Annotated in this window: 16 protein-coding genes; 2 read left to right on the top strand and 14 right to left on the bottom strand. The window is 62.7% G+C overall.

What is annotated here, in order from left to right; genetic code table 11:
• Positions 1 to 600: 600 nt before the first annotated feature.
• The 3 genes from WF331_RS26930 to WF331_RS26920 are packed head-to-tail and all read right to left on the bottom strand — an operon-like array spanning position 601 to position 6,303.
• Positions 601 to 1,977, bottom strand: a complete 1,377-nt coding sequence (locus tag WF331_RS26930) for an efflux transporter outer membrane subunit (RefSeq protein ID WP_196171620.1) — start codon at positions 1,975 to 1,977, stop codon at positions 601 to 603.
• Entirely contained in the window at positions 1,977 to 5,108 is a 3,132-nt protein-coding gene (locus WF331_RS26925; RefSeq protein WP_340623487.1) for an efflux RND transporter permease subunit, read from the bottom strand. Before WF331_RS26925 ends, WF331_RS26930 begins: the two co-directional genes overlap by 1 nt.
• Before the next feature lie 10 nt (positions 5,109 to 5,118).
• The gene (locus tag WF331_RS26920; RefSeq protein ID WP_102689550.1) at positions 5,119 to 6,303 is read right to left on the bottom strand and encodes an efflux RND transporter periplasmic adaptor subunit; all 1,185 of its coding nucleotides are present in this window, start codon (positions 6,301 to 6,303) and stop codon (positions 5,119 to 5,121) included.
• 151 nt (positions 6,304 to 6,454) lie between these two features.
• On the opposite strand from WF331_RS26920, the gene WF331_RS26915 reads away from it, so the two are divergent.
• Positions 6,455 to 7,849 carry an ATP-binding protein gene (locus WF331_RS26915; protein WP_102689549.1) on the top strand — a complete coding sequence of 465 codons (1,395 nt, stop codon included), beginning with the start codon at positions 6,455 to 6,457 and terminating at the stop codon, positions 7,847 to 7,849.
• On the top strand, positions 7,846 to 8,508 hold the full coding sequence (locus tag WF331_RS26910; RefSeq protein ID WP_102689548.1) for a response regulator: 663 nt from the start codon (positions 7,846 to 7,848) through the stop codon (positions 8,506 to 8,508). Before WF331_RS26915 ends, WF331_RS26910 begins: the two co-directional genes overlap by 4 nt.
• A 245-nt stretch (positions 8,509 to 8,753) precedes the next feature.
• Here WF331_RS26910 and WF331_RS26905 read toward each other — a convergent pair whose 3' ends face one another.
• The 11 genes from WF331_RS26905 to WF331_RS26855 form a co-directional block, all read right to left on the bottom strand.
• Positions 8,754 to 9,482, bottom strand: coding sequence for a TIGR03747 family integrating conjugative element membrane protein (locus WF331_RS26905; protein ID WP_102689547.1), 729 nt, complete (start codon positions 9,480 to 9,482; stop codon positions 8,754 to 8,756).
• A gap of 35 nt (positions 9,483 to 9,517) precedes the next feature.
• The gene (traD, locus tag WF331_RS26900; protein ID WP_177010236.1) at positions 9,518 to 11,644 is read right to left on the bottom strand and encodes a type IV conjugative transfer system coupling protein TraD; all 2,127 of its coding nucleotides are present in this window, start codon (positions 11,642 to 11,644) and stop codon (positions 9,518 to 9,520) included.
• Positions 11,645 to 11,653: 9 nt separating this feature from the next.
• Positions 11,654 to 12,115, bottom strand: coding sequence for an integrating conjugative element protein (locus tag WF331_RS26895; protein ID WP_196996655.1), 462 nt, complete (start codon positions 12,113 to 12,115; stop codon positions 11,654 to 11,656).
• Positions 12,112 to 12,666 (bottom strand): transglycosylase, encoded by a 555-nt coding sequence (locus WF331_RS26890; RefSeq protein ID WP_102689545.1) that lies wholly within the window; start codon positions 12,664 to 12,666, stop codon positions 12,112 to 12,114. The genes WF331_RS26895 and WF331_RS26890 overlap by 4 nt, the downstream gene beginning before the upstream one ends.
• The gene (locus WF331_RS26885; RefSeq protein WP_102689544.1) at positions 12,648 to 13,364 is read right to left on the bottom strand and encodes a TIGR03759 family integrating conjugative element protein; all 717 of its coding nucleotides are present in this window, start codon (positions 13,362 to 13,364) and stop codon (positions 12,648 to 12,650) included. Before WF331_RS26885 ends, WF331_RS26890 begins: the two co-directional genes overlap by 19 nt.
• A 10-nt stretch (positions 13,365 to 13,374) precedes the next feature.
• Positions 13,375 to 14,043, bottom strand: coding sequence for a hypothetical protein (locus WF331_RS26880; protein ID WP_102689543.1), 669 nt, complete (start codon positions 14,041 to 14,043; stop codon positions 13,375 to 13,377).
• Complete coding sequence (gene pilL2, locus WF331_RS26875) at positions 14,040 to 14,477, bottom strand: PFGI-1 class ICE element type IV pilus protein PilL2 (protein WP_232862535.1); 438 nt, start codon at positions 14,475 to 14,477, stop codon at positions 14,040 to 14,042. Before pilL2 ends, WF331_RS26880 begins: the two co-directional genes overlap by 4 nt.
• Positions 14,478 to 14,688: 211 nt before the next feature.
• Entirely contained in the window at positions 14,689 to 15,405 is a 717-nt protein-coding gene (locus WF331_RS26870) for a DUF5983 family protein (RefSeq protein ID WP_070087320.1), read from the bottom strand.
• Between the two features lie 58 nt (positions 15,406 to 15,463).
• Entirely contained in the window at positions 15,464 to 15,958 is a 495-nt protein-coding gene (locus WF331_RS26865; protein WP_340623486.1) for a JAB domain-containing protein, read from the bottom strand.
• A 61-nt stretch (positions 15,959 to 16,019) separates the two neighbouring features.
• Complete coding sequence (locus WF331_RS26860) at positions 16,020 to 16,277, bottom strand: hypothetical protein (RefSeq protein WP_070087318.1); 258 nt, start codon at positions 16,275 to 16,277, stop codon at positions 16,020 to 16,022.
• Positions 16,278 to 16,338: 61 nt separating this feature from the next.
• Complete coding sequence (locus tag WF331_RS26855; protein ID WP_070087317.1) at positions 16,339 to 16,851, bottom strand: STY4534 family ICE replication protein; 513 nt, start codon at positions 16,849 to 16,851, stop codon at positions 16,339 to 16,341.
• Between the last annotated feature and the right edge of the window lie 44 nt (positions 16,852 to 16,895).

Below are 16,895 nucleotides of genomic sequence, written 5' to 3'. Positions count from 1 at the left end.
TCCACAGGCAGTCAGCTCGACTCTGAGTTTTCGATGTATTTACTGCGTTTTCACACAGCCTGGGTCGATAGCTGCCGCTCGTGGATTTGACCCATAGCTGTCATTTAGGCAGAGCTATGGGCCGTCCGTACGCTAATTGTCACGTTTGAAGTGGTTAATAACCGTCAGGCTTCTATGTCGGGAAATCCAAATAAGCTAATTCCGTGACTCGAACTAAATACTTCCGCTTAGGGCAAGAGAGTATCCTTCACCTATGCGCTCGGGTACATCCGGGTTGGCGTTAAATATCCTCTCGAAGAACCGAGGTCGAGCAGACTTGGTGTCACATTGGAGCGCAGTTGCAGAGCTTGATAGTTGAATGACGAGCGCAGCTTTTTCTTGCTTTGCGGCTCACGAAACTAAAGCCCACATTGTCCACCCGTGCCCTCGATGCGCTGAGGGAGTAGCTCTTAGTCCCCAAACTGATCCGACCACCATGTATGCTTACTGTGCGCAGACGCGGATGGGGCGGCTGAAAATTAGCTGCCTACACACTGCTCTAATTCTGAACGATGTTGAGAGCAGTTGGGGGCATTAGCGTGCTTAAATCAAGTGGATTTTTCACCGTTTGCCCCATTCGCCACCAAGTGTTTTGTATAAGGTCACCCGGTTGGTCTGTTCTGTCAGCTTCAGGTTGATCAGCGACTGCTGCGCCGAGTACAACGAGCGCTGGGCGTCGAGCACGTCCAGAAAGCTCTCCGAGCCTTGCTTGTACAGGGCCAACGAGAGCTGATAAGCGGTGTCGGTAGCGTCGGTCAGGCTGCGCTGGGCATCAAGGCGCTCATTGATATGACCACGCACTGACAGCGCATCGGCCACTTCGCTGAACGCGGTCTGGATCGTCTTCTCGTAGGTCGCCACTTCGATTTCGCTGTTGACCTTGGCTGCATCCAGGCTGGCTCTATTGCTGCCTGCGTTGAAAATCGGCAGGTTGATCGAGGGGGCGAAGCTCCAGGCGCCGCTGCCGCCTTTGAACAACCCGGACAGCTCGCTGCTGGCGCTGCCGCCACTGGCGGTAAGGGTAATGCTCGGGAAAAACGCAGCCCGAGCCGCACCGATATCAGCATTGGCCGCCTTCAGGGTATGTTCAGCAGCCAATACGTCCGGGCGACGTTGCAGCAGGCTCGAGGGCAGGCCCTGCGGCACGCTCACCAGCAGTGTGGTATCGAATGGCTGGTCGCCTGGCAGCAGCGCGTCGCTCAGGCGTTGGCCCACCAGCAGTTCGAGCGCATTGCGGTCTTGCTCGACCTGGCTGGCATAATTGGCCGCATCGGCCCGAGCGGACTCGACTGTACTGCGCGCTTGCGCCAGGCTCACCCCGGACTCGCCGCCCAGCCCATGGCTCTGCTGCACCAGAGTGTAGGTTTTCTGCTGGCTGGCATAGGTGTCATTGGCCAGCTTCAGCAGTTGCTGGTCGGCGGCCAGGGTCATCCAGGCCGTCGCGACTTCGGCTACCAGGCTGAGCTGCGTGCTGCGGCGCGTTTGCTCCAGCGAAAGGTACTGCTCCAGCGCAGCGTCCTTGAGGTTGCCTAGGCGGCCAAACAGGTCCAGCTCATAGCTGCTGACGCCGAGACCGACGCTGTATTGGCTGCTGACCGCAGAGCTGCCATTGGTCACGCTGCGCTGGCGGGTACCGTCGGCAGTTGCCGAAACTGCCGGAAACAGCTCGGCGCGCTGGATGCGGTACTGCGCCCGCTGGTATTCGACATTCAAGGCGGCCACGCGCAGGTCGCGGTTGTTGGTCAACGCCAGCGCCACGGTGTCGCGTAGGCGGGCATCGGTGAACAGCGATTTCCAGCTGATATCGGCGCTTGTTATGCCCGCGCTGCTGTCGCTTGGCCATTGCTGCGCTACAGGCGCCGCGGGGCGCTGGTAGTCAGGAGCGAGGTTGACGCAGCCAGTGAGGGCCAGCGCCAGCAAAAGAGGGGACAGACGCATCAGACTTCTCCTGCAACAGTATCGACAGTGCTGGCGCGTCGGCCGGCCAAGCGCTGTACCAGTACATAGAACAACGGGATGAAGAACAGGCCGAGCACGGTAGCGGCGAGCATGCCACCCAGCACGCCGGTGCCGATCGCCTGTCGTCCACCGGCCCCGGCTCCGCTACTCAGGGCCAGCGGCAGCACACCCAGGATGAACGCAAGCGAGGTCATCAGTACCGGCCTAAGGCGGATGCGCGCCGCTTCCAGGGTGGCAGTGATGAGGTCCTGGCTACGCTCGTATCCTTCTTTGGCGAACTCGACAATCAGGATGGCGTTCTTCGCTGCCAGACCCACCGTGGTCAGCAACCCGACCTGGAAGTAGACATCGTTGGCCAGGCCGCGCAGGCCCGTCAGCAACAGCGCGCCAAGGATACCCACCGGCACTACCAGCATGACCGCAAAGGGGACCGACCAGCTTTCGTACAGCGCCGCCAGGCACAGGAACACGAACAGGATCGAGATGGCGTAAAGCAAGGGGGCCTGGTTACCCGCCATGCGCTCCTGGTAAGACTGGCCGGTCCAGGCGTAACCGATACCGTCAGGCAATTGCGCCATGATCTGCTCGACCGCTGCCATGGCGTCGCCGGAGCTCACGCCACTGGCCGGCTCACCTACCAGTTCGTAGGAACCGAAGCCATTGAAGCGCTCCAGCAGCGGCGAGGCGGTGCTCCATGAGGTGCTGGTAAACGCCGACAACGGCACCATGGCATCGCTGTCGTTGCGCACATACCAGGCGCCGATATCCTCTGCCAGCATGCGCTTGTCGGCCTCGCCCTGCAGGTAGACTTTCTTCACCCGCCCGGCGTCGACGAAGTCGTTGACGTAGCTGCCGCCCATCACGGTGCTCAGGGTGTCGTTGATATCGCTGGCGGAAACACCCATGGCACCGGCCTTGGGGTCGTTGATGTGAACGTTGAGCTGGGGCGTGTCCTCCAGCCCCTGAGCACGCACGTTGGCCAGGCGCGCGTCCTTGGCCGCCAAGGTAATGAACTGATCGCGGGCCTTGAGCAGCTCGGCGTGACCGAGGCCAGCCAAGTCCTGCAACTGCACGTCGAAGCCGGAACTTTGGCCCAGGCCCTGAATGGCCGGAGGGGCGATGACGAAGACATTGGCATCGAGGATCTTCGACAGCGCCATGTTGGCCCGGCGTGCCACCGATGTGGCGCTGTGCTCGTCGCCTTGGCGCTCGCTCCAGTCCTTGAGCTTGATGAAGCCGCGCCCCGAGTTCTGGGCGTTACCACCGTTACCCAGGCCACGCACGGTCAGGATCGACGCCACCTCCGGTTGTTGAAGCATGTAGTCCTGCACCTGCCGACTGACCGCCTGCAGGCGTTCGTCGGTGCCGCCCACCGGCAGGGTCATCTGCATCATCAGCATGCCCTGATCTTCTTCGGGCAGGAACGCGGTGGGCAGCTTCTGGAACATCAGCGCCACGCCGCCGAGCAGCAGTACGTACACCAGCAGGCCGCGCAGCGGGCGCGCGAGTACCTTGCCGACACCGCGCTGATAGCGCTTCGAGGTGCGGTCGAAAGTGCGGTTGAACCAGCCGAAGAAGCCACGCTGCGGTGTACCGTGGGCCGTCACCGGCTTGAGCAGGGTAGCGCAGAGGGCCGGTGTCAGGGTCATCGCCACCAGGACAGACAAGGCCATGGCCGCTACCAGAGTTACCGAAAACTGACGGTAGATAATCCCGGTTGAGCCGCCGAAGAAGGCCATCGGGATGAATACTGCCGAGAGCACTACGGCAATACCGATCAGCGCGCCGCTGATCTCGCCCATCGACTGGCGGGTCGCCTCACGCGGCGACAGGCCTTTTTCGGCCATGATGCGCTCGACGTTCTCCACCACCACGATGGCATCATCAACCAACAAGCCGATCGCCAGCACCATGCCGAACATGGTCAACGTGTTGATCGAGTAGCCGAGCATCGCCAATACGCCGAAGGTGCCAAGCAGTACCACCGGTACGGCAATAGCGGGGATCAGCGTGGCGCGCAGGTTCTGCATGAACAGGTACATGATCAGCACCACCAGGGCGATGGCTTCGAACAGGGTCTTGACCACCTCCTCGATGGAAATCTTCACGAACGGCGCGGTGTTGTAGGCCACCTCGCTACGCAGTTGCAGCTTGCTAGGGAAGAACTGTTCCAGTTCGGCCAACTTGGCTTGCACCGCTTCAGAAACGTCCAGTGCGTTCGCACCGGTGGCCAGGCTCACCGCAAGGCCGCCGGAAGGCCGGCCATTGTGCTCGGCGACCACATCGTAGCGTTCGCTGCCCAGCTCTACCCGGGCCACGTCGGCCAGGGTGACCACTGCGCCGGCACTGTTGTACTTCAGTACCAGGTCGCGGAACTGCGCGGCGGTCTGCAGCTTGCTGCGGGCGTTGATGGTGGCGTTGAGCTGCTGGCCGGCTCGGGCAGGCAGGGCGCCCAACTGGCCGGCCGAGGTGTCGACGTTCTGCGCTTCCAGCGCGCTGCTGACGTCCGAGGGCATCAGCGCGAATTGCTTGAGCTTGTCCGGGTCGAGCCAGATGCGCATGGCGTAGCTCGAACCGAGGGTGGTCACGTCGCCGACGCCGCTGACCCGGCTGATCTGGTCATACAGGGTACTGGAGATGAAGTCACTGATGTCGGTGGCGGTCACATCAGGATTGTCCGACACCAGAGATACGATGATAAGGAAGTCGCTGGCCGAATTGTTGATCTGGATACCCTGCTGCTGCACGGTATCGGGCAGGCGCGCCTTGGCCTGCTCCAGCTTGGTCTGGACCTGCATTTGCGCAGTGTTTACATCCGTGCCGGTCTCGAAGGTCAGGGTGATTTTGGCGCTGCCGGACGAGCTGCTGGTGGAGGATATGTAGGTGAGGCCGTCGAGGCCGGTCATCTGCTGTTCGATGACCTGAGTCACCGAGTCTTCCATGGTCTTGGCCGACGCGCCGGTGTAGGTGGCGTTGAGGCTGATCTGCGGCGGGGCGATGTTGGGATACTGGGCCAGCGGCAGTTCGAAGATGGCCAGGCCACCCCCGAGCATGATCAGGATGGCGATGACCCAGGCGAAGATTGGCCGATCGATGAAAAAGCGTGCCATGGAGTGGGCCTCAGTTGCTGTCGTTGTGGGCGGTCAGGGGTTTGTTCTGCACCTGCACCTGTTGGCCAACACGCACCTTTTGCAGACCCTCGATGATGACCTTGTCGCCTGCTGCCAGGCCCTGACTGACCCACCAGCGGTTGTCCACCGCGCGGGCCAAGGTCAGCTCACGCTGCTCTACCTTGCCATCGACCACTACCAGGGCGGTGGCGCCACCGCGCTCGTCACGGCTGACGGCCTGCTGTGGTACCAAAATGGCGTCGTTCTGTACGCCTTCCTGCAGCGTTGCCTTGATGTACATGCCCGGCATCAGCAGGCCGTCGGGATTGGGCACCACTGCGCGGAACGTCACACTGCCGGTGCTTTCGTCAACGCTCACGCCATTGAAGGTGAGGGTGCCGGCGTGTGCGTAGGTGCTGCCGTCTTCAAGTTCCAGGGTCACACGAGCGGCATCCGCCTGTCCGCTGCGTGCCAGCTTGCCTTCGGCCAGTTCGCGCTTGAGGCGCAGCAAGGTGCTGCTCGGCTGGGTGAAATCGACGTAGATCGGGTCCAGCTGCTGCACGGTGGTGAGGGCCGTGGTCTGCTCGGCAGTGACCAGTGCGCCAGGGGTGACCGTCGAGGTGGCGGTGCGGCCATCGATCGGCGCGTTGATGCGGGTGTAGTCGAGGTTGATCTGCGCAGTGCGCTGTTCTGCCAAGGCAGACTGCAGGCTGGCACGGGCCTCGAGCAGGGCCGACTGGGCGCTTTCGTTGTCTTCGGCACTGATGGCGTCGAGCTTCACCAGTTGAGCATCACGCTTGGCTTTGAGTTCGGCAGCCCGCAGGGTGGCTCTGGCTGAACTGACGGTGGCCTTGGCCTGGGCCAAGGTGGCCTGGTAGGTCTGTGGGTCAATCTGGTACAGCGCCTGGCCGGCCTTGACCGTGTCGCCCTCGTTGAACAGGCGCTTTTGGATGATGCCACCCACCTGGGGGCGGATCTCGGCAATCAGGTGGGCGCTGGCGCGACCGGGCAGGGTGGTGGTCAGGGCCTGGGCTGCGGTGGTCACTTCATGCACCGCCACCTCCTGTACGGGAGCGGGAGGGGCAGCGGTCTCGGTCTCACCGCACCCCCCAAGGACAAGCAGGCCGGCGCCCAGCAGGAGCGCCCGGGACAAAGGTGAGCGTGTAAAGAACAGGGAGTGGAATAACGTATGCATCGCAGGCTCCGACCCAATTGATTTAGATGGCCCAAGCGTGCGCGGGAATTGTGCAGCAAATGTGCAGAAACGGTGGAGATTGGCCTGTGCGCCTTGCGGCACTGGAGTTGGCAAGCTTCAATGGTGGCAATTCCAATTCACTGGCGGAGCCATGAAAGTCAGCCTTTCGCACAAGTTTTTCTTCGCGATGCTCGTGGTCTGCACTTTCGCCGTGTTGGGGATGGTTTTCGCCGCCTACCTGAGCTTGAAATATGGCTTTCTCGGCTACCTCAATCAGCAAGCCGAGGAGCGCATGGATCGCATCGTGCCGCGGGTCGAGCAGGCCTATGCACGTAATGGCAGCTGGGATTTCATCCGTCTCGACAAGGACCAGTGGTTCGAACTGCTGCGCCCGGACGATACCCAGCCGGACAAGACGTTCGACCCCAGCTTGCTGACGGTCTCCGACCTGACCGGCGCATTCGTGCGCTTTGCCCTGCTCGATGCCCAGCGGCGGCCGATCATCGGCTACCAGGGGCCTAGCAATGAAATGCTGCTGCGCCCGATCAGGCATCAAGAACAGGTGGTTGGCTGGATGGCCCTTGCGCCGCTGCAGTCGGTAACCAGCGTGGGAGACCGCCGCTTCCAGCTGAACCAGCTGCGCTCCAGCCTGCTGATAGGTCTGGCCTGTCTGTTGGCCACAGGTGTTATCGTCTGGTGGCTTAGCCGTGCCTTGCTCCGCCCGATCCGTGAAGTGGCCAGGGCTACCCATCGCCTGGCTGCGGGTGATTATGAAATCCAGCTGCCGGTGCGTTCGGCAGACGAAGCAGGGCAATTGGCCGGCGACTTCAACCGCATGGCCGCCACGCTGGCGAGCAACGAGCGCCTGCGCCGCGACTTCATGGCCGATATTTCCCACGAGCTGCGCACGCCGCTGGCGGTGATGCGTGCTGAACTTGAAGCCATGGAAGATGGCATTCGCCCGGTCGATGGTAACGGTCTGCGCTCGCTGCAAGGCGAGGTCGGGTCGCTGAGCAAGCTGGTCGATGACCTGTTTGACCTGTCACTGGCTGAAGTAGGTGGACCAACCTATCGACGTGAACGCATCGACTTGTGCGTGCTGTTACCGGTGGTGACCGAAGCCTTCCAGGCCAGTTTTGCCGAGCGCGGCCTGCAACTGCGGCTGGAGTTGCCTGAGCAGCCACTGTGGGTAATGGGCGACGAGGGACGCCTGGGCCAGTTGCTGCACAATCTGCTGGAAAACAGCCGTCGCTATACCGATGCAGGTGGGTTTACCGTTTTGCGTGCATTCCAGGAAGGTGACCAGGTGCTTGTGCAATGTGAAGATACTGCCCCGGGAGTCGACAGCGCCTCGCTCGCGCGACTGTTCGAACGCTTCTACCGCGCCGAACGCTCGCGCAACCGGGCCAGCGGCGGCACCGGGTTGGGGCTGGCGATTTGCCGGGGTATTGCCGAAGTGCACGGCGGTCAGCTGACCGCCAAGGCCTCGGCCATGGGCGGGCTGCTGCTGGTGCTGACCCTGCCACTGGCGGGAGAACAAGCATGAGCCAGATTCTGCTGGTGGAGGATGAACCCAAGCTCGCCGTACTGGTAGGTGATTATCTGCGCGCAGGTGGTTATCGCGTCGACCACCTGGCAGATGGCCTGGCGGTGATCCCGGCCATCCGTCAAGGCCAGTACGAACTCGTCCTGCTCGACTTGATGCTGCCTGGCCGCGATGGCCTGGACATCTGCCGCGAGCTGCGCAGCTTCACTCAGATGCCGCTGATCATGATGACCGCCAGGGTCGATGAAATAGACCGCCTGCTAGGGCTAGAGCTGGGCGCCGACGACTACATATGCAAGCCGTTTTCGCCCCGGGAGCTGGTGGCGCGGGTCAAGGCCGTGCTGCGCCGCAGCGGGCAGCAGGGGCCAGGCATGGGCCTGGAGCTCGATGCCCGCATGTTCCAGGCCCGCTACAAGGGCGTGGCGCTGGATCTGACGCCGGTAGAGTTCCGCATGCTTGCCGCGTTGGCGGCCCGGCCCGGGCAAGTGCTGTCTCGCGACCAGCTGATGAACCACATCTACCAGGACCATCGCGTGGTCGCAGACCGAACCGTAGACAGTCACGTTAAGAATTTACGGCGCAAACTGTCAGGAGTAGTTCCAGGACATGACCCACTCAGGTCTGTATATGGGGTGGGTTACAGCCTAGAGCTTGATTAGAACCCGGCCGTCAGCGGAGCGCCAGTGCTAGGCTCAACGGGTCGGGCACGTGGTTACCGAAATCAACTGCTCATTGGCTTGGTAGGTAAAATCCCGAGCGGTTTGGTTGTTATGTCAGACCGGAGTAGGTACGAGGGCGGTAATTGAACAATATTGGTCATTCTAAAATTAACAGATGCGGAGCGTTTTATTGAAATTGCCAGCAACATTTCTTGAAACTGCTACTTTGGGTCGACAACGGACAGTCAAAGGTATTTTTTGAAAGTCGCAGCCGTGATTGCCACCATCCATCCAAGCACCGCAGCGCATGGCAGTAGCACCCAAATGGGATTCATCGATAAGGGAAGAGAGAGGTAGATCACCCAAGGGCTTACCATAAGCGGCAGCAGCGTCCGCTTCGCTCGATGGTACACAAAGCTGCTCTCCCGGCCCGCCCCGAACTTGCGCAGGTCGCGACGCATTAAGCCATCGACCGCGCCGGTGATCACGGCAAGCAAGAACAGCGGTGTGGCCAAGGTGAGAACGACCAGTCGCACGACGAAAGTAAAGACCGTAAACAAGGCCGCCAGCAGGTAGGCCTGCATCACAACGTAGACTTGTGCGAGCTGCCCGTGCACTGACGTCTCACGACCAAGCAGCTTCAGCTGGGCATCGGATGTCCCCCATCCAGAGCGCACAACGACCCTATCGTTGAGGTGTTCGAGTATCTTGAAAGTCGCTTGAGCTGGTTCTTGCACGAGCAATGAATGCTTGAAGTGACTGCTGAGCCAGCCGAGCTCACTCAGCCACATGGTATGACTGTGATGCCAGCCCTGCTCGGGCCAGAACCAGAGCATGCCCGCGCACTCCAGCAGGATGGAGAACATCAAGGAGGCGAACAGCAGACCGAGTAATCGTAGGCAAAACTCAAGCGTGCCGAGGATCAGACCCGGTCGTCGTTGTGGTTGAGGCGGGTTGTTTAGAGCAGTACGCATTAAAGGCTCCTAAGTGTTCGCTGGCTGCCAGGTGCTCACGGGCCGGATTTACACCCGGGTGGTGACATCTCGGGATCGAAGTCGGCCGTCGGCGCACCGCCGGCGCTGCTCCACCAACTTCCCGCATTAGCGTTGTAGGACTCGCGCATGCGCGCAGCCAGCGCCTGCAGATCCTCTGGCATTGCATCGTCGCTGGCGGGTTTGGGCAGCGGCATTCGCACTTTCCAAAGTTGCCCGCCTTCCTGGAACGAGTACATCTGACCCTTCGGCAGGGCGATTATGTGTGCGGGCTCGATCAGTGGCACGGAGGTGGTGGTCACCCGGTCCTGCGAAGAAGAGGTGAAGTCAGTTCTAGCATCGGGATCGGCCGTGTCGGTCGCGCCGGAGACCAGAGTACGGGTCTGCACGTTGACCTTCGGCAGCTGATTGGTCAGCAGCTCGGCGGTCGCAGTTTCCCGTACGCGCAGCATCTGCAGGGTGTTGAAGTTGCCGATGACTTGGCCGGCTTTGGCTCGGCTGCCGATACGTGCCTCGATGTCGCTCAACGTCTGCGTGTAGGCGGTGACCTGGATACCGGCGCCGCCGCCTTTGTTGATCAGTGGAATGAACTCGTCGCCCATGAGCTCATTGAATTCGTCGGCGTGCAAATTGATGGGCACCTGGTCAGTCGCGCTGTAGGAGTTCGGCAGGCCATGGTCGATGCCGTGTTTGTAGATGTGCCCGGCCACCGAGACCAGGTCGGCAAACATCGAGTTGCCGACCGCTGCGGCGACCTCTGCATCGGACAGTGCATCCAGGCCGACGTAGACGATGCCGCGTTTGCGGATCACCTGCAGCCAGTCGAAGATGGGTCGTGGATCGTCCAGGTCGGCATAGTTGGGGGCCAGCAACTGGGCTGTCTTACCACTGGTGAGCTTTTCCAGCAGCGGCAGCAGCGAGGCGACGATCTTGTCGAAGTACGTGCGGTCGTAGCGCACAGCCGAACGAAGGCCGTCCATGACCGGGTCGAACAAGCGCTTGGCGGTGAGGTACTGCTCGATGGCGACCACACGTTTCTCGCGGCCGACCATGTGCCGGGGCACGTTCTTCTCGTTGAGGCGAGCTTCAAGATCCACGATTGTCTCCCAGGCCTGCGGATCATGTCGGGCGAAAAAGTGCTGGGCGTATTCGATGAACAGCGCATCGATGTTCACCACGTGCCGCTGAATCTGCAGGTAGTCAGGGCGTCGGCCGAGTTCGATCAACGCCCGGGCGATGATGTTGACGAAGCGCCAGGCGAACTCGCGAAACGCGGCCGAGTTGCCTTCGCCGCTGAGTTGGCCGGCGATGCGGGTGGCGACTTCGGAAATGCGGCCGAAGCGGCCGATGGCGTTGTAGCGGGCGGAAATCTCCGGCCAGCCCAGGTGAAAGACGTAGAACTCGTGCTGACGGCCAGCGCGTCGCGCTTCCACGTACATGCGCTTGAGCAGGTCGGCATCGCCTTTGGGGTCAAAGACAATCACCACTTCCTGGCTCGGTCGGTGAATGTCTTGGGTGATGTAGACTTCGGCCAGGCGCGTCTTGCCGACCCGGGTAGTGCCCAGCACCAGGGTGTGGCCCACGCGTTCGCCCAGTGGCAAGGACGCCTCCTGCTCGTTGGGCTCGACGCCATGCAGCAGCGGTGAGCCGCCCACGGGCGGCAGCGGCCGTACCGGGTTGAGAGGGCTGTCCCAGGCGGTCACGCGAGGCAGGAGGGATAGCCCTGGCGGCGCTTTTTCCAGCACGTGCTCCAGGCGCCGTGCCCATTGGTAGGCCGCTGACTGGTTGACGTAGCGGGCCAGCGCGGGGTCTTGTGCTTCAAGCAAGCGTTGTGTGTGGAGCCGGCTCCAGCGAAAGCCACGGCCCATGAACAGGCGCTTGGTGCTGACCGGGATCTGTCGGCTCGTCAGCGAGTAGCGGGGCAGACGGCGGATGTTGCGCCGATAACGCAAAACAATGCGAGCCTCGTTGAGGCGCTTGAGACCGAAGGCGGTGTAGGCCAGGGCCATACCGGCGCCGACCTCCGGCGACAGCGCCACGGCCCAGGGCGAATGCAGGCACAGCGCGCCGGCACCGGCGCAGATGCTTACGGTGTACAGCTCCACTGCCGGGCGCAGCAGAGATTCCATCGCATGATCGCTCATGGCGCTACCTCACTGTTCCAGACCGGTCGGTGTGATCAGCACCGGGTAGTGCTCCAGCTCCAGCCGCTCGGCGATGTCGTCGCCACTGACTGGCCAGATGGTCAACTCAGGTACTACCGACTGGATACGCTGCAGCGCAGCTGCATCGGCGACCTCAACGGCCAAGCCGTTGGCACCCAACCGCTTGAGCGCCGGCGCGTGCTGCGCCAGCCACGCCAATGAGGCGGCGTCCGCGCCAACCAAGAACAGCGGGACCATGCCCGGCAGGTCCAAGGCTCTGCGCGGCACCTCACCCGGCGTGAGACGCGCGCTGTGCACCGGCAGCACCCAGTTCAGTGTGCAAGGATCGCGTCGTTCGACCGGCCCGGTCGACTCGGCGGCCATGGCCGGGGGCGTTGTCCCAAGCGATGCCCCGGCAGCCAACAACCCCACCAGCCCGCAGATCAGTGCGCCCCGGCGAACGTCGATCATAAGCGTGGTCCTCCACGGCTGGACGTGGCGGCTTCAAGGCGCTGCCAGTGCTGGCTGAACTGCGTGCTGTAGCGTGCCGCCGGGGCTCCACCCGCAGGCCGGTGGTAGCGGCCTGCGGCAATGACCCAGTCACCGACGTCGGTGTAGTGCTCGCGCAACAGGTCGGCGGTGACGGCGAGGTTGGCGCGCGGATCGAGGGCATCGCAGGCGGTGGGGTAACGCTCCGGGTGGTAGCCCAGGTTGGTTTGCCCCAGGCCAACGTCGATGCGCTTGGGATCATGCCTGTTGAGCGCCACGGTGAGAGCGCTGCAGGCCTGGTCACGGGTGGCGAAACGCTGCGGCGTGCCGGCCACATTCAAGGTCCACGGCCAGGGAATAAGTCGCCCACGCAGCGGCGTGCCGCTCTCCTGCTGGGCAATGGCGAACAGCACCGAGGCCGGGATGCCAGCTTGGGCGGCGGCCAACTGGTAAGCCGGCGGAGGCAGGCCGCCTGCTTGGGCCGCAGTCACCCCCATCAGGACCAAGGCGAGGATCAGTCGACGCGTTGCCATGTCCCTTCCACCTGTTGAAAGCGCGCAGGCAGGGGGCGGCTGGCGCCGAGGGCGAACCAGCGGCCGCGGTCGTGATTGAGGGTGATCTGGCCGCTACTGACCTGGATCGGGGTAATGCCCACGATGCGCGCCCATTGCCGAATGCGCGCATCGTCGCCCTGGCTGCCCACCAGGTAGACGTCCAGATGGGCGCCCGTGCTCAACCATTGGCGGACGCTGGCCTCACAGGTCGAGCACGGGTCCTCCACAAACACGGCATAGCGCGAGTTGCTCGACGGGGAGGCTGCATCGCTCATCCCCTGCACCGGCAGCAGTCCCGGGAACAGCCGCGCCCAAGCTGCGGTGTAGGCTTTTTCATAGGCCAGTTCGCGCTCGGCACGTTTGGCTTCGAGTCGCACCTGCAGCTCGGCGTAGCGCTGGCGCTCTTGGTCCGAATCGGCTTCCACGCCCAGGGTGGTCAGTGGGTCGAGCTGCGGTGACCAGTAGTGGCGGGGCCCCCTCTGCAGGCGCTCGAACTTGGCCCATTCGTCATCGGTCAGCCCCCAGACCTTGGCCTGTGCTGCGGAGCGAGCTTGCTGCAGTGGAGCCTGCTCGCTGGACTGCTGCTCCGTTTGAACCGTGGCGGGTGCACTCCATCCCGATCCCGGTACCAGGTAGATGGGGAATAGGAGCAGCGAGAGAGTGGTGATCCGGACCATATGCACCTCGTCACGGCAGGGGCAGCGAACGTTCGCCGAGGCCAGGCACCTGGAATACGGCCTGATTCCGGCGAAGGGTCTTGAGCTGCCAGCCGTTCAGGCTGTCGCCGGGCTGCAGCAGGCGGACGGTCGACAGGGCGTGCGCGCCGGCCGGTAGGGCCGAGACAAACCGGACGTCGCCGCGAGTCTCGACACCTAGCAAGGTGAACGGTGGCGTCGGCGCTTGGGTTTTGGTGAGCTGCTTGATGGGGGTTACAGGCTGGGACTGTACGGATGACGCAGTCGGTCGAGCCTCCAGGAGGCGCACAGCGGTTTCCGCGCTGTCCAGTCGTTGCTCCAGCGCTGCCAGATCGGATCTGCTCGGACCCACAGGCACCGCTTCAATGGCCTTGAGCGAAGCGCTCACCTCATCCAGCTGTTTGCTCAGTGTCGCGAAGGTCGCGTCCTGTTGGCGCTGATGCTCGTCCAACGCTTTCACTTGCGGCGGGAGTGTCGCAAGGTCGGCGCTGAGTGCATCGAGATCCCGACGCAGCGCTGGGACTGGATCGGCTGGCGCACTATCAGCGGCGACCAGGAGCGCGGTCAGGTGTTGCTGGTGGTTGTAGGTCACGGCGGCCAGTACGGCGGCGCCGAGGCACAGGGCCCCGAGCACCAGGGCCTGAAAGTGATGGACCTTCATGGCGCAATCTCCAGAGACGGGTGAGGTGGAGCGGGCACCGGTGCGCGAAGGGCGTAGCACACGCTGCGTTCGACCGGGTCGATCACGAGCCGCCAAGCCGGGCCGCCGAGGATGGTCAAGGCGTCCAGCAGCGCCATCGGCCCGAGTTGGTGCTGCACGGCCGGCAGGGGGCGGCTGAACAAGGTGGTGACCTCGGCGCGGTTGGCGCAGAGTGAGTAGCCCGAGCGCTGCAGCACATGAAGCAGGGCATCACCGACCGTCGCGTGCAGCGCCGGTGAAACTTGCACGATGACGAGCTGGAACAATGGCTGGCGTTGCTCCAGCGTCGGACGCGTGCTGACCAGGGTGTAGCGGTCCTGGCGGACCCATGCCGGTGATTCCGAGAGCGGCTTGGGCGGGGTGGTCGGTGCTGCTACTGAGACAGCAGGTGGCACCGATGGGGTGATGACAGGCGACGTGTTGCACCCTGCCAGCGCGAGCATCAGGACAAGGTAAGGAAGTGCGGGCGTGTACATGAGCAGGTCTCGACAGTAGGTGCCGACACCTTGGCAACGCGTGCGAGGTGTACCCACTGAAAAACCGAAGTTGCCCGGCCGGTTTATCAGGCCCAACACATAAAAAAGGCGCCCCGCAGGGCGCCTTGGGTCAATCGTCAGTAAACACCGGCAGTCCTGCCAGCGGGGCTGCATCGGGATCAAACACCAGGAAGCGCGTGTCGGCCTGGCCGGCCAGCAGCAACAGGGTCATCAACACCGGCGGCACCTGTTCATCCAACAGGCGAATGCAGACGTCCGCCGCTGAGCAACCGAGGCCCTCCAGTTGGGCGCTGCGGTGCCAGGGTGTCGAGTACAGCTTGCAGCCGACGGAACGGTTACTGACCAACCGGAAGCATTCAAAGAAGCCGGCCGATCGTTCGCAGCGGGCAAGCTGCTCAAGGTAGGCATACTCGTCAGCCGGTAGGTGGGATGAACTGATCTCCCAGCTGCGGCTGTACTGGCCAGTGGCAAAGGACAGCTGCTGCATCAGGTGCTCCGCCGCTTCCAGGCTGGGCAGGTCGCCAACGTGTACCGAGCCAGTCAGCCGCTCGGCGGTGACTTGGTACAGCACCGTGCTGACCACGCCGTCCGCGGGCAACTGCATGCGAAGGAAGCCAGAGACATCCTTGCCTTCCGTGATGACGGCGCAGTCGTCATCGAATACGCACGCCTGGCAGTTGATGTGATCGTCGTCCAGGTCCAGCTGGGCGGTGTGCAGGGGGCGATAGCAGGGCGGGCACCGGTCGTCGTAGTGGATCTGGACCACGCGCTCGCAGGCGAATGCATGGAAGCCGCGGGCAAAGGGGTTGGGGATTGAGGTGAGCATGGTGGCGCTCCAGTGAAAAAAGCACGCCACCCCATGTAGGCGGTGGCGAGAGAGAGGGTTAGATCCAGCCGTATTCGGCCAGGGAGAGGGGCTGACCTTCACCGACGATGATGTGGTCCAGAATGCGGACCTCGACCAGCGCCAAGATTTCGATCAGACGCGCCGTCAGCACGCGGTCGGCGCCGCTGGGTTCAGGGCAGCCGGAAGGGTGGTTGTGGCTGAGGATGACCGCGGCGGCGTTGTGCGCCAGTGCCTTGACCACCACCTCACGGGGGTACACCGAGGCTCCATCGATGCTGCCGAAAAACAACACTTCGAAGTCCAGCACGCGGTGCTGGGAATCGAGGTACAGCAGGGCAAATACCTCGTGGTGGTAAGGCGCCAGCCGCAGTTTCAGGTAAGACGCGGCGTCGGCAGGTGTGATCAGTACTTCACCGCGCTGAAAGTAGCGTTGGTCCAGCAACTGCAGGGCTTCGCTGATCAACGCATCTTCGTGGGCGCGCTGGGCCAGGACGGGGTCGAGGGGCTCGACCAGGGTCAATGGCGTTTTCATGAGCAGAACCTCGTGTGCAGGGGGGCTCCGAGAGGAGGTCCCTGTGGGTAGGGGCAGGCGGTCACAGGCGGGTGAAACGATGCCGGGTGCCGTGCAACGGGGAGTGACAGCCTTCGCAGGGGTGAGTGGAGAAGGGGTCGATGCCAACGCCAGTGTCCGGATCGAAATCAGCGCTGAGCGGCAACAGCACCTGCAGCGCCTTACGCATCTGCGCGATTCGCTGATCGACTTCGGCCTCGCTGTAGTACAGCGACAGTGCGCTGAAGTCGTCGTAGGCCACGGCGTGCAGGCAATCCTCACAGAGCCAGTAACTCTCCATGGCAGCCTCCGGGGGTGAGAAAAGGCGCTCATGTGAGCGCCTCTGTGGTGGGGCATCAGTCTCAGGCAGGCTGCGTGGCCTGGTTCGGAGCCTGATCGGCACTGCGTGAAGAGTCCGGCGCATCCTCACCAGCCGCTTCGGACGGCTGATCAGGCGAGGAAGCATCCTGCCGAGCTGGCGCTTTGTAGGTGAGCTGACCGTTTACCTTGATCCACTCGATGAAGATCAGCCGACCTTTGAGGCTGGCGCCGGGTTGGCCTTTGCGCTCACCTTTCTCGTAGGTGAAGGCATCGACCCAGAGGTCGCCAATGCGAAACGCGATCAGCACCTTGCGTTCGGCACGGACATCCTCGAGGTGTTCGCGGATCAGCCGTTCGGCTTCACCGCCAGCGACCTTGCAGTCGAAGCGGGTGTACTCGACGTCATCCGACGCACCGTGCAACGCGGCAATGTCGCAGGCCATGAAAGGTTGGCCGCGACGTACCGGCACTTCGCGCACGCGGTTCAAGTAACCAATGCCTTGGGTGTGCAGGTTGAAGTAAGTGGTGGGGGCAGCAGTGTTTGCCGTGGTCATGGTGAATCTCCTGTTTGCGAGAAACGCGGATATTCACCGGCCCT

It is taken from the genome of Pseudomonas sp. YNh (assembly GCF_037993085.1).
In the GTDB taxonomy this organism is placed as follows: Bacteria; Pseudomonadota; Gammaproteobacteria; order Pseudomonadales; family Pseudomonadaceae; genus Aquipseudomonas; species Aquipseudomonas putida.
This window is presented reverse-complemented; position numbering and strand designations above follow the sequence as displayed.